Annotated in this window: 19 protein-coding genes and 1 rRNA gene; 9 read left to right on the plus strand and 11 right to left on the minus strand. The window is 55.8% G+C overall.

What is annotated here, in order from left to right; genetic code table 11:
* The 4 genes from F7C11_RS02325 to F7C11_RS02340 all read right to left on the minus strand — a co-directional run.
* Positions 1–739: ribosomal RNA gene (locus tag F7C11_RS02325) — 16S ribosomal RNA — on the minus strand; the annotation flags it as partial.
* Between the two features lie 676 nt (positions 740–1,415).
* Positions 1,416–2,255, minus strand: a complete 840-nt coding sequence (locus F7C11_RS02330) for a ribose-phosphate diphosphokinase (RefSeq protein ID WP_297090627.1) — start codon at positions 2,253–2,255, stop codon at positions 1,416–1,418.
* 56 nt (positions 2,256–2,311) lie between these two features.
* On the minus strand, positions 2,312–3,016 hold the full coding sequence (locus F7C11_RS02335) for a DUF1614 domain-containing protein (RefSeq protein WP_297090567.1): 705 nt from the start codon (positions 3,014–3,016) through the stop codon (positions 2,312–2,314).
* Complete coding sequence (locus F7C11_RS02340) at positions 3,009–3,386, minus strand: ASCH domain-containing protein (RefSeq protein WP_297090569.1); 378 nt, start codon at positions 3,384–3,386, stop codon at positions 3,009–3,011. The genes F7C11_RS02335 and F7C11_RS02340 overlap by 8 nt, the downstream gene beginning before the upstream one ends.
* 135 nt (positions 3,387–3,521) lie before the next feature.
* Between F7C11_RS02340 and F7C11_RS02345 the strand changes: the two genes are divergently transcribed.
* The 4 genes from F7C11_RS02345 to F7C11_RS02360 all read left to right on the plus strand — a co-directional run bounded on the left by F7C11_RS02345 (position 3,522) and on the right by F7C11_RS02360 (position 5,729).
* Positions 3,522–4,157 (plus strand): MBL fold metallo-hydrolase, encoded by a 636-nt coding sequence (locus tag F7C11_RS02345; protein ID WP_297090571.1) that lies wholly within the window; start codon positions 3,522–3,524, stop codon positions 4,155–4,157.
* An 11-nt stretch (positions 4,158–4,168) separates the two neighbouring features.
* Positions 4,169–4,852, plus strand: a complete 684-nt coding sequence (radB, locus tag F7C11_RS02350; protein ID WP_297090573.1) for a DNA repair and recombination protein RadB — start codon at positions 4,169–4,171, stop codon at positions 4,850–4,852.
* Between the two features lie 269 nt (positions 4,853–5,121).
* Positions 5,122–5,346, plus strand: a complete 225-nt coding sequence (locus tag F7C11_RS02355; RefSeq protein ID WP_297090575.1) for an AbrB/MazE/SpoVT family DNA-binding domain-containing protein — start codon at positions 5,122–5,124, stop codon at positions 5,344–5,346.
* Positions 5,343–5,729 (plus strand): PIN domain-containing protein, encoded by a 387-nt coding sequence (locus F7C11_RS02360; RefSeq protein ID WP_297090577.1) that lies wholly within the window; start codon positions 5,343–5,345, stop codon positions 5,727–5,729. The genes F7C11_RS02355 and F7C11_RS02360 overlap by 4 nt, the downstream gene beginning before the upstream one ends.
* Here F7C11_RS02360 and F7C11_RS02365 read toward each other — a convergent pair.
* Positions 5,726–7,141: a ribonuclease E/G gene (locus F7C11_RS02365; protein WP_297090580.1), complete on the minus strand. Its 1,416-nt coding sequence runs from the start codon at positions 7,139–7,141 to the stop codon at positions 5,726–5,728. The two genes, F7C11_RS02360 and F7C11_RS02365, sit on opposite strands and share 4 nt — an antisense overlap.
* Positions 7,107–7,853: a hypothetical protein gene (locus F7C11_RS02370; RefSeq protein WP_297090582.1), complete on the minus strand. Its 747-nt coding sequence runs from the start codon at positions 7,851–7,853 to the stop codon at positions 7,107–7,109. Before F7C11_RS02370 ends, F7C11_RS02365 begins: the two co-directional genes overlap by 35 nt.
* Before the next feature lie 127 nt (positions 7,854–7,980).
* Here F7C11_RS02370 and moaA point away from each other — a divergent pair, with 127 nt between their 5' ends.
* Together moaA and F7C11_RS02380 are read left to right on the plus strand one after the other, a co-directional pair.
* Entirely contained in the window at positions 7,981–8,907 is a 927-nt protein-coding gene (gene moaA, locus F7C11_RS02375; protein ID WP_297090584.1) for a GTP 3',8-cyclase MoaA, read from the plus strand.
* Positions 8,908–8,946: 39 nt separating this feature from the next.
* Entirely contained in the window at positions 8,947–9,960 is a 1,014-nt protein-coding gene (locus F7C11_RS02380; RefSeq protein ID WP_297090586.1) for a class I SAM-dependent methyltransferase family protein, read from the plus strand.
* Here F7C11_RS02380 and F7C11_RS02385 read toward each other — a convergent pair.
* The 3 genes from F7C11_RS02385 to F7C11_RS02395 all read right to left on the minus strand — a co-directional run bounded on the left by F7C11_RS02385 (position 9,926) and on the right by F7C11_RS02395 (position 15,462).
* Positions 9,926–11,284 carry an ATP-binding protein gene (locus F7C11_RS02385; RefSeq protein WP_297090588.1) on the minus strand — a complete coding sequence of 453 codons (1,359 nt, stop codon included), beginning with the start codon at positions 11,282–11,284 and terminating at the stop codon, positions 9,926–9,928. The two genes, F7C11_RS02380 and F7C11_RS02385, sit on opposite strands and share 35 nt — an antisense overlap.
* 90 nt (positions 11,285–11,374) lie before the next feature.
* Positions 11,375–12,856: a replication factor C large subunit gene (locus F7C11_RS02390; RefSeq protein WP_297090629.1), complete on the minus strand. Its 1,482-nt coding sequence runs from the start codon at positions 12,854–12,856 to the stop codon at positions 11,375–11,377.
* Between the two features lie 5 nt (positions 12,857–12,861).
* The gene (locus F7C11_RS02395) at positions 12,862–15,462 is read right to left on the minus strand and encodes a replication factor C small subunit (RefSeq protein WP_297090591.1); all 2,601 of its coding nucleotides are present in this window, start codon (positions 15,460–15,462) and stop codon (positions 12,862–12,864) included.
* A 104-nt stretch (positions 15,463–15,566) separates the two neighbouring features.
* Here F7C11_RS02395 and F7C11_RS02400 point away from each other — a divergent pair, with 104 nt between their 5' ends.
* On the plus strand, positions 15,567–16,754 hold the full coding sequence (locus F7C11_RS02400) for a glycine C-acetyltransferase (protein ID WP_297090630.1): 1,188 nt from the start codon (positions 15,567–15,569) through the stop codon (positions 16,752–16,754).
* Positions 16,755–16,923: 169 nt separating this feature from the next.
* A complete protein-coding gene (locus F7C11_RS02405) occupies positions 16,924–17,754 on the plus strand; it encodes a DUF835 domain-containing protein (RefSeq protein ID WP_297090593.1) in 831 nt (276 codons plus the stop codon).
* A 3-nt stretch (positions 17,755–17,757) separates the two neighbouring features.
* On the opposite strand, the gene endA is transcribed toward F7C11_RS02405, so the two are convergent.
* Positions 17,758–18,273, minus strand: coding sequence for a tRNA-intron lyase (endA, locus tag F7C11_RS02410; protein ID WP_297090595.1), 516 nt, complete (start codon positions 18,271–18,273; stop codon positions 17,758–17,760).
* On the minus strand, positions 18,270–18,773 hold the full coding sequence (rimI, locus tag F7C11_RS02415) for a ribosomal protein S18-alanine N-acetyltransferase (RefSeq protein ID WP_297090596.1): 504 nt from the start codon (positions 18,771–18,773) through the stop codon (positions 18,270–18,272). The genes endA and rimI overlap by 4 nt, the downstream gene beginning before the upstream one ends.
* A 185-nt stretch (positions 18,774–18,958) precedes the next feature.
* Here rimI and herA point away from each other — a divergent pair, with 185 nt between their 5' ends.
* The gene (gene herA / locus F7C11_RS02420) at positions 18,959–20,728 is read left to right on the plus strand and encodes a DNA double-strand break repair helicase HerA (protein WP_297090598.1); all 1,770 of its coding nucleotides are present in this window, start codon (positions 18,959–18,961) and stop codon (positions 20,726–20,728) included.
* The last annotated feature ends 7 nt before the right edge of the window (positions 20,729–20,735 follow it).

Below are 20,735 nucleotides of genomic sequence, written 5' to 3' on the forward strand. Positions count from 1 at the left end.
ATCTAATCCGGTTCGCTCCCCTGGCCTTCGTCCCTCACCGTCGGACCCGTTCCAGCCGGGCGCCTTCGCCACTGGCGGTCCCCCTGGGATTATAGGATTTCACCCCTACCCCAGGGGTACCCCCGGCCTCTCCCGGTCCCAAGGCCCGCAGTATCCCCAGCAAGCCCCACGGTTGAGCCGTGGGATTTCGCCAGGGACTTACGGGCCCGGCTACGGACGCTTTAGGCCCAATAATAGCGGCCACCACTCGGGCCGCCGGTATTACCGCGGCGGCTGCCACCGGCCTTGCCCAGCCCTTATTCCCGGAGCTTTTTACACTCCGGAAAAGCCGTGGCTGTGCCACGGCACTGGGGGTCCCCCCGTCGCGGTTTCCCGCATTGCGGAGGTTTCGCGCCTGCTGCGCCCCGTAGGGCCTGGACCCGTGTCTCAGTGTCCATCTCCGGGCTCCCACTCTCATGGCCCGTACCGATCTTCGGCTTGGTGGGCCGTTACCCCACCAACTACCTAATCGGCCGCCGGCCCATCCTCGGGCGGGCAGATGCCCCTTTCGGCCTGAGGACCTTCCAGTACCTCAGGCCTATGGGGGATTAGCCCCAGTTTCCCGGGGTTATCCCCCTCCCGAGGGTAGGTTACCGACGTGTTACTGAGCCGTCCGCCGGTGCGCGCAGAGCGCGCCCCATGACTCGCATGGCTTAGTCGGACCCCCATAGCAGTGGCCTCCGGCAGGATCAACCGGAATTGAGCAAGGAGTACGGCCGGTGGGACTTCCCTCAAGGGGAAGTACCAAATATCCGTCCGGGGTTTAGTCGGGATGTCGGGCCTGCCTTACCCCCGAGGGGTCCGCCTTTCGGCGTTTCCTCGGGAGCGCACCTTTTTGTGACCCGGGCTGGAGGGCGGGGTTCATGAGTGGGTGCTTTGCACCCTGTCCCCCCGACGCCGCCGTCTTGGCGCCCGGGTGTTTCGCGCCCTGTTCGGGCGCTCCACCCAATAGGGGTGAACCCCAGCAGTGAAAAATTTTTGCAAAACCCCTCACCGGGCATATTTTAAAAAAGAAGCTGTCAAAAAGCGCCGCTAAAATGCATAATTTTAGACATAAAAATGGCAAAAATTTTTGCAAGATTCGGAGGAACACAAACATGGAACTGAGGAAAGCAACCACCGAGACCACAACACTCACTGTGAGGGACTCCTCATCACCCACCCAGACAGGCGCCGAGAGACACGGCCACGTACCAGCCGAGTGTGATCATAGGGAAGTCAGAAGGAGCGTGGGTTATCACTCAGGGGTAGCAACCTGCCGAGAAAGAAAACCCGGAGAGACATGGCAGGGGTCATCACCCAAGGAGCACCATACCTGTCCTGCAAAGGAGAGAAAAAGGACGGGGCGGCCAGCTTCTCCCTTAAAGAGACCACCGCTAAAGGCCCAATATGTCAGGCACTACGCTTATCTTCGAAACCGGCGTCGGTATGGTGTTCGTGACGGCAAGCTCGTCAACGGCTTTGCCCACCCTCTCTATTGCCCCCTCGGCGAAAACTCCGTGAGTGGCCGCGACGAAGACTTTCTCCGCACCCATCTCCCTCAGCAGGTTTGCGGCCCTGACCATCGTCCCCCCTGTGCTTATGATGTCATCGACTATGAGCACGTTCTTCCCCCTCACATCAACGTCAACAGGCTTCATCTGAACCTCCGTCGGGGAGATGCGAACCTTGTGGAAGTGGCTGTACTCAAGGCCCAGCCTTTCGGCAACTGCCTTCGCCCTTGCAAGGGCCCCCTTGTCAGGGGCGAGAACAATTCCCTCACCGAGCTTCTCTCCGAAATAGTCCGCTATGGCCCTCGCCGGAGAAAGGTTGACCGCCTTGCCGGGGAAGAACCTGAGGGTCTCGGGGTTGTGGAGGTCAAAGACATAGAGCTCATCGTAGTAAACGGCCAGGACTCTGAGTATGGCCCTAACGCTCACGGGCTCTCCGTCCTTTGTGACCCGATCCTGTCTGGAGTATGCCAGGTAAGGGACGACGACTCTGAGCTTCTGAACCCCCCGCTCGCGCAGCGCATCGGCCATCAGAATCAGCTCAATCAGATGCTCGTCTTGGGGAGAGAACGTGGACTGAACAACGGTAACCTCCTCCGAAGAACCCAGGATTCTGACGTACTTCTCACCGTCGGGGAATCTCTTTATCTCAACATCAAGAACCTCGCCGCCCAGGGCCCTTAGCTCATCCTCCAGATGCCTGGCACCGCTTCCGACCACGAACATTAGCACCACCTCGTTTTGCCGTTGGAATGTTCAATCAGGGACTTATAAACCCACCGTCATACCAGAAGGACGGCAATAACACCCGCGAGGAAGATTCCGTCGAAGGTGCCGGCACCCCCTATGCTGACCATCGGGGCACCCAGGTTCTTGATACGCCCCCAGTTCATTATATCCGCGCCGATGAGGACTCCCATCGTTCCGCTGACGTAGGCCACGAGGTTGGGGTTGCCGTCCCCCAGAAGCCAGCCGAGGATCATGGCTATCAGCGGAGGGAGGAACATGGGCATCGCTATCCCCAAACCCTTGACGGGCCTAGCAAAGGCGTGGCTGAAGACGGCAGCTATCACCGTGGCCAGAAGCGTGTTGAAGAGCAGAGCGAACTGGCCCAGATAGAGCAGCCTGAAGATCTCATAGAGGACAATACTCAGAGGAACCAGCGCCCCGCCGACGTTTATGGCTATTATAACCCTCCTCTCAGCCCAATCAAAGTAGGGGACGGGATAGGAGATGCCGAAAAAGCGAACCTCCCTCAGGCCGATGACCGGCTCGTAGGAGACCTCCTCCGCGATGGGGATGTTGATGAAGCTCCCGAGAAGTGCGAAAATGAAGAGTGCATACGCGACTTCGGGGGGTATTCCAAGCTTCTCAAATGCCGCCATGACTATGCTCGAAAATATGACGAATACTGCCAGGAAGATGATGAATATCAGGAAGAGAACCGGAAGCGAAACGGGAGGGATTATGAAGCGCCTCTTATTCATCCTCCACCACCACGTTGGCCCACACCTGGGCGCCCCTTGGGATGCGAACTTTCCTCGGCCCATCGAACTTCTCCGCGTTGCGGAAGACCCAGGCGTATAGGGGCTTCCCTCCGGAGTACTCCCTAAGAAAATCCACATCAACCAGATGCTTGTCGGCATGTTCACTGAGCTCCTCTGGGGTGAATGGACCGAGAACGTCAACCAACTCCGCACTTCCAACGGCCCTGCCGCCGCTGATTATGAGGACTCTCCCTCTGATCCTAGTCCGGGATTTTCTTATCTCCCAGACCTTCTTCCCCTCGGCTATGAGCGTTGCGAAGGGTTCGCGCACTATCAGACCCCTTTTGCGGTTTGAATTCTCGGCACACATCAGTATGGTGACGAAAACGAAGTATATAAAATCTACGCCAGACTCTCCGAAACTAGCTCGGCAAGTTTTCAAAAAGAACCGCCAATGAAAAACTTTAAGTCCACCTCACCGAACCCATCAGAGGAGGTATCACCGATGAAGATTATCTGGTACGGACACGCGTGCTTTTGGGTCGAGACGAATGGTGTGAGACTGCTCATCGACCCGTACCCAGAGGTTGACGACGACAGGATAGGAGAGGTGGACTACATACTGATAACCCACGAGCACGTTGACCACTACGGCAAGGTCGAGCTGCTCTCAAGGCTGAGAAACGCCGAGGTCATAGGGCCGAAGCCGGTATACATGATGGCCATCAGCGACGGCGTGACCAGGGTCAGGGAAATAGAGGAAGGGCAGACGCTGGAACTTGGGAACGGCGTCAAAGTTACCGCCGTCTACATGGAGCACCCCTCAAGCCAGTACCCCGTGGGCTACCTCATAGAGGGAGACAGGACCCTTTTCCACACCGGCGATACCTATTCAACCCCCGCCCTCCAGAAGCTCCGCGGGAAGGTGGACGTTCTCTTAGTACCCATCAGCGGGCGCTCAACGGCAAACGAACGCGAGGCGGCGCAGATAATAGAGGACATAAGACCCAGAATCGTCATCCCGATGCACTATGGGATTTACGGGCAGGGGAGCGTCGAAAAGCTCCAGAACGAACTGAGAAAGCGGCGCATCTGGGTCATGGTTCGCCCCATGGAACCCTATGAGGAGCTCACCCTATAGCGGTGGGGCTGATGCTCACCACGGGGGTAAAATCACTCGACGAGCTTCTCGGAGGGGGCATAGCCGAGGAAGTTCTGACCCAGATTTACGGGAGCTTTGCCACCGGGAAGACAACGCTCGCGGTGCAGATAGGCCTTCTCAGTTCGGGAAAGGTCGCCTACGTTGACACTGAGGGAGGCTTCTCACCGGAAAGGCTGAGCCAGATGGCCGAGTCCCGGGGGTTTGATCCGGAGGAGGCCCTTCAAAGATTTATCCTTTTCACGCCCTCCGATTTCAAGGAGCAGAGGCGCACCATAGGAAGCCTGAAAAAGGTCGTTGATGGGTCGTTTTCCCTCGTGGTGGTGGATTCAATAACGGCACACTACCGCGTTGAAGAGCACAGGAAGAACCTCACGGCCGAGCTCGGCAAACAGCTCCAGGTTCTCCTGTGGATAGCGAGGAGAAACCGCATCCCCGTGATAGTCATAAATCAGGTTCACTTCGACAGCAGGGCGGAGAGGATGAAGCCCGTCGCCGAACACACCCTCAACTACCGCACCAAGGACATCCTCAGACTCGACAAGCTCAACACGCCCGGGATGAGGGTGGCCCTCCTGGAAAGACACAGGTTCAGGCCGGAGGGAGGGATGGTCTACTTCAGGATAACGGAGAAGGGGATTGAGGACGCAATCGAAACAAAACAAGAAAACGTCTGAATATTACCCGCAGGGCATACTACCGATTTTGTGATGGCCGGCGGGTGGATCAAAACTTTGGTTCTGTCGCTTCAAGCTCCTTAACGAGTTCAATCGTCTTCCTCAGGATTTCAACGACTTTGTAGATGTGTTCAAGCTCATCGAGGCTTGGCTTTCTTCCCTTCCTGCCCTTGAGGTAAGTCCTTCTGCCACGTTTAATAAGCTCCTGTTAAGGGGCTTCCACCGCAACTTTTTTTACACTCCAGTGCTCTACTATATCTGGTGATACTATGGGAATCACAAAAGTAACTAGGAACTATCAAATTACTATCCCGAGCGATATTAGGAAGAAGCTGGGAATTAAAGTGGGGGACGTTCTCGTCATCGAGATCGAAGACGGGAAGGCCGTGATCAAAAAGAGCGACCTTGAACTCCCCTTACTGCCCGGGGGAAAGGGGCTGAAGGTCGAGGATATCGAAGAGGCCATAAGAAAGGGGCAGGGTGAGGAGGAGTGACGGTAATAGACACCAACGTCTTCATATACGCCACCCTGAGGGATTCGGAGTTCAACCCGGAAGCGAGAAGCCTACTTGCATCACTGGAGAGGTGGATCGTCCCCAGCATGGTTCTCTACGAGCTCTACTGGTTTTTCAGGGAGGAGGGTTACAGCTGGGAAGACATAATGAAGGTGGTCTCCTCAATTCTGAAGAGCCCAAGGACAAAGGTAATCGGGGATGGCGGAAAGTACACAAAACGCGCGCTGGAGCTAACCAAGAATCCAAAGCGCTTCAACGACATGGTAATCCTTGCCATGGCGGAGGACTTCAAAAGGCTGGCGACATATGATAGAAGACTGAAAAAAGAGGCGGAAAAGCTGGGCATCAAAACCCTGCCCTAAACCCGCTCATATACCTCCTGCACTATCCTGAGCACCGCCCTGTAGAGCTTCTCCGTGATGACACCCTCCTCGTAGTGCTGGGTGAGCTTCTCCTTGTCTATTATCTCCTTCTTGCCGTCCGGCCACTTGACGATGTCAACTTCGAGGTCTATGTAGCGCGCCCTGTCCGGGTATATCTCCACCGGCGTGTTGATGTTGTAGTACTCGCCCTTGGGGTTGCCGTTGCGGTCGTAGTAGCGGTGCACGAACCACCACTTTCCGGCCTCTATCTCCGTTATGACGTAGTCCCCGAACTCTATGGGCATGTCCAGGCCGTCGTAGAACTTTCCGGGCTTGAGGTGCCGCTTGAACCTCACCCTGAGCGGGTTCTGGGACACTTCGAGTATCTCGCCGGGCCCTATCTTTATCCTCTGCCCGTCGGGCTTGTAGTGCTCAAGGCTGAATAGCCAGCCCTTCTTGGGGCCCTTGTTGGCTATGAGAGCCTCCCAGAAGCCCGTCTTTACCTTCTCCCTCTGGGTGGGAACCTTCGAGAGGATTCCCTCCGCTATCTCCACCGCAAAGCTCAGCTCCGGATCGTAGGCCTTCAGCTGGTGGTGACCCTCAACCGTTGGAACGACCCGGTTCCTTATCTCGTCGAGCTTCTTCTTGGCCCCGCCGCCGAACTCAACCTCGTATATGTTCCTCCCCTCTATGATGAGGGAGGGGGCCGTGTAGGAGTCCGCCTTCTTGAGCCTGTCCGCCAGCTTGGAGAGGTTTATTATCTCGTCCCGAAGGGTGTTCCAGTCCTTGTAGGCTGCGGCCGTCCTCCAGAGGATACCCCATTCGCCCAGGTCTATGCTGAGTCCGAGGATGCGGAGCCTCTCGCGCTCGCTCTGCTCCCTTATCTTTCTGGATATCTTGACGTGCCTCTGTGCACCTATCGGCTTCGGGATTAGAACGGCATAGTCACCGGGGATCGTGAGGGTAACGCTCAGCTGGGGAAGGAGGTTGTGCTTCTTAACCTGAACGAGGACCTCATCGCCCTCCATCGCACGCGGCAGTTCGCTGGCGACCACTGTTCCGATGGCGCTTCCTATGTCTATGTAGACGTAGCGCTCGTCCCTCTTGACCACCATCCCCTTGTAGATGCCGTAGAGCTGGTAGGGGAGCTTCCTAAAGAAAACGTCTATGAGCTCGTCCTCAAGGACTGCCTTTACCTCCTCAACCTTCGTCCCGACCAGGATTACCCCGTGGTGGTCTTTTTTGTCGTAAACATCAACATCAAACTCGTCGTAGGTCTTTTCGAGGTTGAAGCGCTCGACGATCCTGTTGCTGGGCTGTGAGATTCCAAAGCCCCTGTCGAGGAAGAGCTTTGTAAGGGCTGTTGAGTAGATGCCCCTAACTCGAACTGAAACTCCTGTGTCTGTAGACACCTTCACCACCCCTCATTTTCTTTTCCACCACTCCGATGAGCGTGAGTCCTTCGAGTATATCCTCGGCGTTCCCGACGCCGCTGAGCTTTTCAACGTTTCTCGCCTCGACCCAGAGCAAACCTCTGGAGTGCCAGTCTCTCAGGGCCTCCTCAACCTTATGGACGTCGCCCGGATGGGTGTACAGCCTGAGCAGGAAAACCTTTAAGATTCCAAGCTCGGCCTCAAGTGTCTTAATTTTTCTGAGCTCCTCCATTATACCAACGGGTACCTTTTTCTCCTTTTCGCCCCCCGCCAAAAGGCTCAGCCCCTCGACCTCCCGGAGCATCTCGCCCAGTGCCTTCCTGACTGCGTAGTCGTAAACCCTGTGGAACTGGACGAGCCGGTCCAAGGCCGTCGAGAGCTTTATCTTTGTGTCGTAGTCGTGCTCCTTGACGAGAAGGGAAAGTATCTCCTCAAGGCGAAACTTCATCTGATACTCGTTGCGGTACAGCTCCTTCGCCTGCTCCTCTATGTGGCCGCCGAAGCTCCCCATCTCACGGTACAGAGACGACGCTATCTCAAGCTTCTCCCTCGATATGTTGTAAAGGGACCTCACCTTTTCCAGAAGAGCCTCTCCATCCCTTTCCTCGTAGATGGCCGGAAACTGTCGCTCAAAAGTGGAGTGAAGCGACTCGAGGTGTGAAAGTTGGGCCTTAACCTCCTCAACGTTCATGCGGAAAACCCCCTGGCCTTAATCTTGCGCTTCCCCCTACTTGTAGTTTTCGATGGGGGTGTGTTAAACAATAGAGCTTACCCAAAACCTTTTTTTAAGCCAGAAGACTAATCATTCCGGTGGTTTAATGACCCTCTACGACCGCTTCGGCAGGCCAGTAACGAACCTGAGGATTTCGCTCACCCAGGACTGCAACTATGCATGCTTCTTCTGCCACAGGGAGGGACAGCACTTCAACGCGAGGCTGGAGCTGACGCCCTCCGAGATAGAGAGACTCGTCCGCATAGCGTCAAGGCTCGGGATAAAGAAGGTCAAGCTCACCGGCGGCGAGCCAACGGTTAGAGGGGATATCATCGAAATTGTGAGAAGGATAAAGCCATACCTCCGAGACCTCTCCATGACGACCAACGGAAGCCGCTTGAAGGAGCTGGCCAGACCCCTGGCCGAGGCAGGCCTGGACCGGGTCAACGTCTCGCTCCACAGCCTCAGACCCGAGATCTACAAGAAGATCACAGGCGTTGACATGCTCGACGTTGTTCTTGAGGGAATCGAGGAGGCCGTGAAATACCTCAGTCCGGTCAAGCTCAACATGACCGTGATGAAGGGTCTCAACGATGACGAGATATGGGAGATGGTGGACTTTGCGGCAGAGACCGGGGCGATCCTCCAGCTCATAGAACTCGAAGCCCCCAGGGAGTTCACGGAGACGAGGTTCTTCAGAAAGTACTTCTACCCCCTCAAACCGGTCGAGAAGAAGCTTGAGGAAATGGCCGTTGAAATCCGCGAGAGGCGGATGCACAGAAGGAGGAAGTACTTCATTCCCACCGATTACGGCATCGCCGAGGTTGAGGTCGTGAGGGCCATGCACAACACAGTTTTCTGCGCCAACTGCACCCGCCTGAGGGTCACCTCCGACGGCAAGTTCAAGACGTGCCTCCTGAGAAAGAACGACCTGATAGACTTCGCCACAGCCATGAGAAACGGGGCGAGTGATGAGGAGCTGGCCGAAATCCTGAGGCAGGCCGTTCTCATGCGCGAACCCTACTGGAAGTGAAGGCTTTTTAATCCCCCTCCAAATTTATAACGAGGAAAGATGCCGGCGCTTAAAGTTCCCAGGAGAGAGGCAGAGCCCGTCAAGAGAAGGCTAAAGAGCCTTGGCCTCTACGATGGGAAGAGGAGGCCGAGGAGGGAGGGGGGGTACGTTCTCCTGCCGGTCATCAGCGACCCACGGATCGAGGGGCTCGGCTACGAGGTTCTCCCGGCAGAGCTCCCCCTTCGGCCGGAGAGGCAGATATACAGGAACCTTGAGAGCGTCCTCGCCGAGAGGCTGAGCGAGGAAGAGCTGAAGCACCTTAGGCGCTACGACATAATAGGGGACATAGCGGTCATCCAGATACCCCCCGAGCTTGAGCACCGGGTTGAGGACATAGTCTGGGGCCTAAGAAAGGTCCATCCATTTCTGAGGGTCATCGCCCGGAAGGGGTTCCACGAGGGAGCCTTTAGGATAAGGGACTACTCGATAATCTGGGGTGAGAGGAGACTGAACACGGTTCACAAAGAGAACGGCGTCGAGATAAAGGTCGACCTCTCAAAGGCCTTCTTCAACCCGAGGATGAAGGGCGAGCGTTATCGGCTGGCCCAGCTCGTGAGGGACGGGGAAAGGATTCTAATTCCCTTCGCCGGCGTCTTGCCGTATGCGCTCGTCATAGCGCGCTATAAGAGGGTCAAAATTACCGCAGTGGAGCTGAACAGAGAGGCGTACGAGCTCGGCCGTGAGAACATCGAGCTAAACAGGAAAAAGCTGAAGGGAGAGATAGAGTTCATCCACGGCGATGTTTTCGAGGTGCTCCCGGAGCTCCCAACCTACGACAGGGTAATAAGCCCCACGCCGAGGGGCGTTGATGCGCTCGCGCTGACCCTCTCAAAGGCCGAGGGATGGCTCCACTACTACGACTTCGTGCACGAGGCCGATATTGAGGCATTCAGGGAGAGAATAATTGAGGAATGCGAGCGCCAAGGAAAGGACTGCAAGGTTAAAATCAAGAAGGTCAGCGACTTCAAGCCCCACGTTTTCAAGGTCTGTGCGGACGTGAAGGTTGTGGATTAGTGTCTAGGGAGAGCAGAAACCTCCACAGAGGTATGCACTTAACCGCTATTCCTCCAATTTTCTCTTCGCAGGACTTCCAGCCCGTTATGATCGTTCCCTCCATGAGTCCAAAGGTTTTGGCGGCCTCTACTAACCCTTCAACTTCCCTATCCCAGCTCTCATCAATGTCCCAGCTCACCTGAATCGCCCGTGTGACTTCCGTGCCCTCTTTGACGATGAAGTCAACCTCTCTCTTCCCGCGGTAATAGTAGACTTCGCCAAAGCGCTGGCGGAGATGCCTTGCCACAGCGTTCTCGGCGAGTCTGCCGACGTTCTCGGTAAAACGGATCCCAACTATGTTAGCGATCCCTGTATCGATGGCGTAGAGCTTCTTTGGATAGCGCATCGCGTCCTTAACTTTAGGAGAGAGCACAGGAACGCGGAAGCTCAGATATGCCTCGTCCATCGCGTCGAGGACTGCATCAACAAAGTTGGGAGACACTTTTCTGCCAACTATTCCTGCAAGCTCGTTTCTGAGTCTGGAAACGCTGACAAGGGACGAAAACCTGCTCAGGGCTAGTTCGGCAACTATCTTAACTGTCCTAGCGTCCCGGAAGCCGTGCCTGTACGCTATGTCTCTCAGGACTACACCCTCGAAGAGCTCCCTGAGGAGCTCACCCCTCAGAGATTCGTCTTCCGTGAGGACTACTTGGGGAAACCCTCCAAACTCAAGATATTCCCTCAACAGAGCTTCAACTCTCCTCTTCTTACCAAGAATGCTTTTTATGTCGCCTGAAAATCCCCTGAAAGCCAAAAATTCCTCAAAACTAAGGGAAAACACCTCAATTGGCAAAACCCTGCCGGTCAGGAGAGTTGAAAGCTCGGAGCGGAGGAGGGAAGACGTTGAACCTGTCACTATAACCCTAGCCTCACCGAGGTCGAGGACCTTCCTGACCCATCTCTCCCAGCCGGGCACGTTTTGAACCTCGTCGAGAACCACTATCGGGTCTCTGCCACTGTAAACGTAGGTTCTGTACGCAGAAAAAATCTCCTCAAGGAGCTCGGGCTTTAGGTAGGGGGAAAACCTCGGATCCTCCAGGTTTACGTAAAGCGTAGCGTCGGGAGAGTTCCCCGCCTCCACGGATCTCATCAAAAACAATCTAGCCAGGGTTGTTTTTCCGGAGCGCCGGGTTCCAATGAGTGCCACAGCTCCATGAGGTAGTCTTTTCTCAATCGACGAGATGTACTTCTCCCTCATCACAGCCTTCCATTCCCTGCCCCCCCAGAGGTTGTATGGAGCCAGCACCTCGATGATCTCTTCTCTCGTCAGCATGTTCATCTCCATAAGATACAAGATATCAACAGTTTTATATTTTACGGAATACAAAAACATTGAGAACCCATATTTTGAAGGATAAAAATAACCAGAAATGCCTCACTTCTTCAGGAAATCGAACAGCGTCGCCTGCTTGCCCTTCTTCTTGGGTTTGTCTATCTTCTCCCCACTTTCCGCGACGGCTTCCATTTCCTCCTCGGCCTTCTCAAGCTCCTCCTCGCTTATCTCCTCTTCCGCCTCTTCCTCGGCTTCTTTCTCAGCTTCACCCTCTTCTTCAGGCTCTTTCTCAGCCGCAACCCTCACGTGTTCCTCAAGCTCCCCGCGCTCCTTGAGCTTCTTCTCAATGTTCATGCTCTTGCCCCATATCGTCCCGGCCTTCTCCTTGTCCCCCACTATGAACTCAACCTCCTTGAGGTCAAGGTCGAGGTACACTACGAAGTGCGCCGCCATGTCCGGGTTGTACTCGAATATGGCCCTGAGAACGTTGAGGGTCTCCAGGGCTTCGAGCTTCGCCATATGCATCTCTTTCATGATCTTCCTGAGCACCGAGTCCCTGAGCGAGCGTTCGGTCTTGCTCTCCGTGAGGAGCTTTATGGTCCTGGGCGGGTAAATCCTCACGAAGCCCTTTCTCTTAACCCCCGCAACAGCGACACCCGCGGTCATCATGTCTGTGGCGTACTTCCAGAGGCCGTAGTTACCCGTCCTCTGCGCCCGGCCGAGGTATATGTCCGCCCTGCTGAGCGCCTCATATGCCCTCGCTATGTCCTCGGGTCTGTAGTAGACGTAGGGGAGGTTCTCGTCTATCCACTGGAGGAGTTCGTGGGGGAACATGTCAACGCCGAGAACGACCAGCTTGGCCCTCTTGGCGTTGTCTGTTGCAAAGAGCTGGGCCAAAGCCTGGAAGACGCTCTTTTCCGTGTCGCGGTAGGCGAGAACCTCGACGGCGTCATCTATCCCGCCGGATACAACCGTCTGGAGGTCGTTTATCGCCGCCCTAAGGTCACCGTTGGCGCGCTTGGCTATCTCATAGAGAACCTCCTTCGGAACGGTTAAGCCCTCCGCGTGGAGAATTCTTACGAGTCCCTTTATGATGTCCCTCTGGGTCAGGCGCTTGTACTCGACTATCTGGGCCTTGTTCCTCACCTCCCTCGGAACCTCCCAGTAGTGGTTGGCGCTCATTATTATGGGGTTCCTGGCCCGGTCTATCAGCTTCGCTATCTCCTTGGCCCCGCTCGGCTCCATGTTGTCCGCCTCGTCCAGGAATATGAGCTTCCTCCTCTTTCCGAGGATGTCCAGGGTGTAGGCGGCCTGGACGTAGCGCTCCACCTTCTCGTAGGTCCTCTCGTCGCTGGCATTGAGCTCGATTATTTCGAAGCCGTACTCCCTGGCTATAGCGTAGACCGTCGCCGTCTTACCCGTTCCGGGGGGGCCGGCCAGAATCAGCGCCTTCTTCTTCGGCGGGCTGCCCTGGAGCCACGCCTCTATCCATGCCCTCACCTGCCCCAGGGCCTTGGTCTGGTTTATCAGCTCCCCCAGACGTCTCGGCCGGTACTTCTCAACCCAAGGAACGTCCCGCGGCATGGCCATCACTTACCCATCAGGGTGAACTGGGCGAGTAAAGCTTCAAGCTGTATCATCTCGTTAGCCCCTTCCACGAGCCTGAAGTTGTACTCGCCTATCTTATCGGCCAGAGCCACCTTCCTGTCCTCGGGTATCGTCAGGTTGAAGACCTCCTTGTGCATCTGGATGAGAACGTCCTCGCCGCTCAGGCCCTGCTTGAGGAGTATCTCCCTGAGCTTCTCCCTGGCCTTGAGAAAGTTGCCCTCCAGAGCCAGCTGCATCATCTGTCTGACGTCCTCGGGCCTTGCCCTGCTGGCAACGAGGAAGACGTTCTCATCGGTTATTTTGGTGTCAAGGGCGGCAGCGGCCTGCAGGACATTTATGGCCCTCCTGAGGTCACCCTCAGCCACGTAGAGGAGCGCCTGAAGTCCTTCCTCCGTTAGTTCAAGCCCCTCGTTCTCGGCTATAAGCTCTATGCGCTTCGCTATGTCTTCGTCCCTTAGAGGCCTGAAGCGGAAGATGGCGCACCTTGACTGTATCGGCTCGATTATCTTCGACGAGTAGTTGCAGCTCAGGATGAAGCGGACGTTGTTCGAGAACATCTCCATCGTTCTCCTCAGGGCCTGCTGGGCGTCCTGGGTCAAAGCGTCCGCCTCATCGAGGAATATTATCTTGAAGCTCGCCCCGCCAATTGGCTTGGTTCTCGCGAACTCCTTGACCTTCTCGCGGATGACGTTTATTCCGCGCTCGTCGCTCGCGTTCAGCTCAAGGAAGTTGTGCCTCCAGCCCTCGCCGAAGAGCTCCCTCGCGAGGGCCAGAGCAGCCGTTGTGTTGTGGAGAACCGTCGGAAGATTACCGCCGATGAAGTTGTGGTAACCCGGCACGTGTAGGTCATAGATTACGAAGTCGCCCTTTAGCTTCTCGACCTCTGCTATCTCGTCCCAGAGAAGCTCGTTCCTGGCAAGGAAGATGAGGTAAGCAATGCCCCTTTTGAGCTTTTCGTCGTTGAGCATCTCCTTCAAAAGCTTCAGCTCGGCTTTTCTGATCTCCTCAAGGGCCTCTATCTTCTCTGTGTTGCTCTCAAGGATTATTCTAACGCTTGAGTTCCACGTGCCGATAAGCCTTCCAATCTCAGCGTAGCTGGAGTACTTCCTCGCAAACAGCCTCATGGCCTCTATTGTCCCTTCAAGTTCGACTCCAAGAACCCTTGCAATCCTGAGGTAGTTCCTTAAGCTCGGCTTCCTCTTACCCTGGATGTACTCCAGAATCCGGTCGGCCCTTATTCCCGTCTTCTCCGCTATTTCCTTCCTTCTCCTCTCGACCTCGTTCCAGTCTATAACAATGCTTCTCGACAGGGCCTTTTCAAGCCTCTCCAGCTCGTCGAGGCGATAATAGATTTCCTTCATGAGCTCCCAAGCTATCCTCTTGGCCTTCTCTGGACTCCACCGGGCCTTGTCGTCGTAGAAGTTAAGCTTAAGCCTGTCCCTGACGTAGGAAATCAGTTCCCTGTCGGCATAAAGCGAGCCGAGATTGGGGTTCGGTCTCTTTACCAAGGCCTCGGCCTTTCTCCTCTTCTCCTCGACCGAGAAGCCGACCTCCGAGAGGAAGCGTGAGGTGTTCTCGGAGCCCGAGATGACAACATAGTAGTACGTGCGCCCCTTCGTGACCCTGCTCCTAACTTTGGCAACCACACCAAGCCCCGCAAGTGCGTAGGAGACCTGCTCGGCCATCTCCCTGCTCGCGGTCGAGAGGACTATCCCGTTGCTTTCCACCCCTGCATCGCAGTCAAAGTAGGCCCTCAGGAAGGAGCGCAGGCCCTTCCAGCCCTGTCCGGGTATGTAAACCCTGTCCGCTTTTCTGCCTGCAAGGCCGAGGCTCTTAACAAGTTCCTTTGCCGTCTTTGAGTTCACGTAGACGTCAGGGGTGCGGTTTTTGTGAATTCTCTCCTTAATCCTCGCATCCGGGAAGAGCCTCTCGGTGAGCTGCATGAAGCGCTTCCTCAGCCTTTCGTCGGTGTTCGTGAAGGTTATTGCGTTTGTTGTTGAATCCGCGTGGCCGTCCCCGATGAAGTAGCCAAGCCACTCGGCGAGGGGATCTTCCTCAAGGATCGCCGGGAGGAAGCGCGGAACGGCCAGTCTATCACCCGGCTTAAGCTCTTCGGCCTTGACCCATTCTATCCTTCCGTCCCTCCTGTTCACGAGGAGCGGATGGTATGGAGTAACCTTGAGCTCCCTACCGAGCCTCGTCCTTATTCTGACGAGCTCATCCGTCTTGTCCTTGTAAACGTACTCAACGGGCAGTTCCGTGAGTTTGCCGTCTTCATCAACGCCGAGAACCCTGAGGCCTTTAACAGGGGTCGGGCCGAACCTGCCGTTGCTCAGCCTCTCAACGAGCCCGCCTATTGTAGTCAGCTCACCGTTGACGATAACCTTTGCATCCCCCGTGAGGCACTTCCCAACGCCGGGGGGACCGGCAAAGAGAAGGTGCGGCATAGAACCTGTTTTAACGTAATGCTTGAGCCTCTTAACTATGTGATCCTGACCCACCATATCGTCGAGCTTTTGGGGCCTGTACTTCTCAACCCACGGCTTTTCGAGGATTTTAACCTCCTTAACTTCCTCCGGCATAGCTATCACCCTACCTAAGGGGCTTATGAGCTTTGGGGGTATTAAGCCTTTTGCCATGTGCAAAACTTTTATACCTCGATGTCCAAAAATCACCGGTGGTTCTCATGGCGAAGCTCGACTGGATTAGGGAAGAGCTCAAGGAGCTCAAGGAGAAAGGCCTTTATGTGACCATCAGAAAGCTTGAGAGCGCCCAGGGACCCTGGGTCGTCGTTGATGGAAAGCGCGTTCTGAATATGTGTTCGAACAACTACCTCGGCCTGGCCGCCCACCCCAAGATAAAGGAGGCCGCCATAAGGGCAATCCTCGACTACGGCGTCGGTGCCGGAGCGGTTAGAACCATCGCCGGCACCATGGAGCTCCACGTGGAGCTCGAAGAAAAGCTCGCCAAGTTCAAGAAGAGAGAGGCCGCTATACTCTTCCAGAGCGGGTACAACGCCAACCTCGGAGCGCTGAGCGCCCTCCTCACCAAGAAGGACAACGGCGTGTTCATCAGCGAGGAGCTGAACCACGCAAGCATCATAGACGGAATGCGCCTCAGCGGCGCCCCGAAGGTCATCTACAAGCACCTCGACATGGACGACCTCAAGAAGAAGCTTGAGGAGAACAAGGACAAGGAGAAGAAGATAATCGTCAGCGATGGGGTCTTCTCGATGGACGGCGACCTTGCCCCGCTGCCGGAGATGGCCGAGCTGGCCGAGCAGTACGATGCGATGCTCTACATAGACGACGCCCACGGTGAGGGTGTCCTCGGAGACAGCGGGAGAGGTATCGTCGACCACTTCAACCTCCACGACAGGGTTGACTTCGAGATGGGAACGCTCAGCAAGGCCTTCGGTGTCATCGGTGGCTACGTCGCCGGACCGGAGGAGGCCATCGAGTACCTCAGACAGAGGGGAAGACCGTTCCTCTTCTCCAGTGCGCCAAACCCGCCCGACGTCGCCGCGGCCATTGCAGCGGTTGAGATACTCCAGCACAGCGACGAGCTCGTCAAGAAGCTCTGGGAGAACACCCACTTCCTCCAGAACGGATTGAGAGACCTCGGCTACGACCTCGGCAACACCAAGCACCCGATTACCCCGGTCATGCTCTACGACGAGAAGCGCGCCCAGGAGTTCTCAAGGCGCCTGTACGATGAGTACAACATCTTCGCGCAGGCGATAGTCTACCCGACCGTCCCGCTCGGAACCGCGAGGATAAGGCTAGAACCTTCCGCGGCGCACAGCAAGGAGGACCTCCAGTACGTTCTGGATGCCTTCGAGGACCTCGGAAAGAAGACCGGCTTCCTTAAGTGAAGCATCTTCCCATTTCCCCTTTTCTTGGTTCTGTTCTCAAACGCGTAATCCTGTTGCAGTTCGAAGTAAAGACCCAAAGTTTTGATATCCTCCAAACTTTACCGAAAAATATAATTTTTTGGAGATACTATATCAGTCCTGGAATAACCCAGTTATAGCGGTGTCGGATATGCTCTTCATAGCGGCCATAATAGTGGAGGTAATGCTAATAGCAATACTCGCGGTTAGCATCAAGCGCAGGGCCAGCTTTACATCTCACTACCCGGAGCTTAAGAAGTTCTACGATTACAGCCTGGCGGCGCTTGCGGGGTTCACGGTTTCAAAGCTGGTATTCTTCCCCCTCGACCTGAGGGACAGCGGGTTCTTGGATATTCTCCCAGGGCAAATTGCCCTCCTCAACCTCACAGGGAATACTCTCCTAATGTTATCCGCCATAGCCTTCATCCTTGGATGGGTACGTCTCATAGGGACACTGGTGGCGAGGTATGAGCTTGTCCCGGTAATCGAATTCACCGGAGAGGGAAAGCGCCTCTCACTGAAACCGGGAGTCTATCTCTGCACTCTGGCGAACTGCTACTCCACCGTGCTGAGGCTTCTCGCGGGAAGAGCGGGCCTTATAATATCGAGGCAACCGCCCCAGGTGATCAGATCGCGCCTGAAGGTCGAGAAGACTCCCGTGATATGGCTCACCACAGCACCGGGCGAGAGGACGGTAAGGCCCACCCGGCTGGAGTACCTCCTCCACATCATCGTTGAGTTCATAAAGAAGACCGAAGCCCCCAAACTGGTTTTCCTTGAGGGTGTGGAGTACCTTATACTTGAGAACGGCTTCACACCCGTCTTCAAGTTCCTGACCACCCTCAAGGACTACGCGATAATCCACAACACCATCGTGGTGGTGCCCGTTGACGTAGAGAGCCTTGAGGAGAAACAGGCAAACCTCCTGAAGAGGGAGTTCGAGACAATTGATCCCAAAGTACTTCCCCAGCTCGGTGAGTAGGCCTCAGAACTTCACCCACTCTATTTTGTAGTACACCACGTCGTTGTCCTCATCAACGACCGCCATCACCATGTTCTTCCTGACCCCGTGGGCAACCCTCACGCGGGCGGTAATGTCGTTCGGGGAAAAGCGGAGGTTCTCTGGAACGACCCATACCAGCCACTGGGAGTGCTCGTCCATTCCACGCCTGTAAACGCGGAAGTGGGAACCGAACTTGAGGGCCGATTTGACGGTGTAGCCCCTGTCCCTCAGGTCCGTGTAAACGAGGAGTTTTATGTCGAACTGGTCGTCCCTCTTCCTTCCGAGCTCGACCAGTTCTTTAAAAGAAAGCTCCTTTTCACCGTCAAAGACCCTAATCCTGCCCTTTTCCACCAAGTAGGCCGCCTCAATGAGGGAGAGGAAAAGCTTTCCATTCACGACCTCACCGAAATACCTCTTGTTGTAGAACTGGTTTATGGCCTTCTCCCTCTCGCTGAAGACCCTGTCGCCGCTGAGCTGAAAGATTACCGGCTCCTTCAATTCCTTCCACCCCACTCGTCTGCTGGGAGGAGCATGTAGTACGCGTCCTCTCCGTCGGCGTAGTAGCCGATTATGCGCTTAATGCGCCTGAAACCAAAGCGCTCGTAGAGCTTTATGGCCTTTTCGTTGCTAACGCGAACCTCCAGACCGATGTAGCGGGCGCCCTTCTTTATGAGCCTTTCGATGACCTCGCTGAGCAGGGCCGAACCGATGCCGCTGCCCCGGTACTGGGGGTCAACGGCGATGCTCATTATGTGGCCCTCCAGGTCGGGACGGAGGTATGCCATCACGTAGCCGATGACCTTTCCCCGGTACTCCGCAACCAGAAACGTGTCCGGGTTATTCTCAAGAAAAACTAGGAAAACCCCCCTCGGATATTCCTCGCGGAACGAGAGCCGTTCTATCCTGACGACGTCCGGTATGTCGAACAGCTTCGCCGGCCTTATAACGACCATGGCCAGGGGGATCCTCCCGCCGGCCTCCCTAACGGACACGCTCATGTTATACACTACGCGCCAAAGCTTTTAAGACTTGAGGAAGACCTCATCCGGGGTGGCCACCCCTCGTGATGAGCACTCTCGAACCTGACCGCGGGATGATGACCGGATTCCTGGCTGATTCTCCCCCTACTTTCCGGAGTAAAGTTTAAAGCCCCCGAAAACCAAGTCAAGCGATAGGTGATGTTATGCGCATAGCCGAAGATCTTAACAACCCGGTTGGAATCGTGACCGGTGAAGCCACTGTCAACTCCTTCCAGTTCTACGCTCATCCCGATAGCGACCTCAAGTTTGGAGACTTCGTCGTCGCAAGGCTCTGCAAGGAGGCGAAGGACAGGGACTGCCGCTGGGGCAACGAAGTTGAGTGGGTGATAGGCACAATCAGGGGTATCAAAAACATCAACTGGCTTCTCAGCGAGGGGAAGAGCACTTTCGCGAGCCTTGACCTCGACCTTCGGGAGTACGGGGAGAGCATAGGTGAGAACGAGGCGCTGATAGTCACTGTTCACGTGCTGGGGAGAATAGAGCTCAGAGGCGATAGGGCTGAAATAGTCCCCAACCGCGTCCCCGTTCCCAACGGAAACAAGGTCTACATAGCCAGCTCAGACCTTCTCAGGGCGATCTACTACGGGGGAGACGGTTTCATTGAGGTGGGAACACTGCTTTTGAGGGAGGACGTGCCGATATACCTCAACGCCGACGAGCTGGTTTCGAGGCACTTTGCGGTTTTAGCCGTTACCGGGGCGGGCAAGAGCAACACCGTTTCGGTCATGCTCTGGAAGATAGTGGAGGAGCTTAGGGGAACTGTCGTCGTCCTCGACCCTCACGGCGATTACATGCGCCTGAGCCTCCCCAACACAGGCACGAAGTACGTCAACCTCATCGAGGCGAGAATCCAGCCCGAGACGATGGACGGCGAGGAGCTGGCAGACCTCATGGAGATACAGAGCAACGCAACCATACAGCGCTCGTACCTTCTGCGCGCCTGGGACACCGTTCTCCACGAGAACGCCAACCTTGGTGGGCGGGAGATAGTCAAGGCAGTCCTCGATCTGCTCCAGCGGTGGGCGAGCGAGGGGTACGGCAGTTACTGGGATCCCCACGCCGGCAAGTACCGCGACCTGGGAGAGATAAAGGCCGCAGAGAAGGAAACGATAACACGTCTCACGATGAAGATATCCCGCTTCCTGAGGAACTACGGCCATCTGCTCTCAAGCGAGGACATAGTGGCCTCCATCCGGGCCGGGATGGTGAACGTCATAGACCTCGGCCCCCTGGACGAGGGACAGATGAAGCTCGTCGCGGCGAAGCTCCTCGAAAAGATGTTCGAAACAAGGATGGACTACGAGAAGGCCAGGAAGAGGCTCGAATACCTTAAGAGGAAGTACGGAAGCAGAATCTCGGCCGTTTCGGAAGAGGTGGAGGAGCTTGAGAAGTTCATCCGCTCTGTCAAGGCGAGCTACCCAGCCCTCTCGGAACCCATACTCATAATAGTAGAGGAGGCCCACATCTTCGCACCCCACGGCGAGAAGGGCGGAACCGTGAGGATACTTGGAAGGATAGCCAGGGAGGGCAGGAAGTTCGGCGTCGGCGTGGGACTTGTATCCCAGAGGCCCAGCAGGCTCAACGAGGACGTGCTGAGCCAGACGAACACGAAAATCATAATGCGCATCGTAAATCCGAACGACCAGAACTACGTCATAAAAGCCAGCGAACAGCTGAGCGGAGAGCTGATGGGAGACATAGCAGGCCTAGGAAAGGGCGAGGCGGTGATAGTCGGCCAGGCCATAAGCCTGCCGGCGCTGGTGAAGATCTACAACTTCAAGGCCCTCGGCGGCGACTACGGGGGCGAGGACATAGGCGTCGTGAGGCGCTGGAGAGAAAGGGCGGAGCGCGAGAAGGCAGAGGGGAAGAAGGAGGAGCTCTACGAGGAGGAGGGCATAGAGCTGGACTTCTGAGGTGTTC

The sequence above is a fragment of the Thermococcus sp. genome (assembly GCF_015521605.1).
Classification (GTDB): Archaea; Methanobacteriota_B; Thermococci; order Thermococcales; family Thermococcaceae; genus Thermococcus.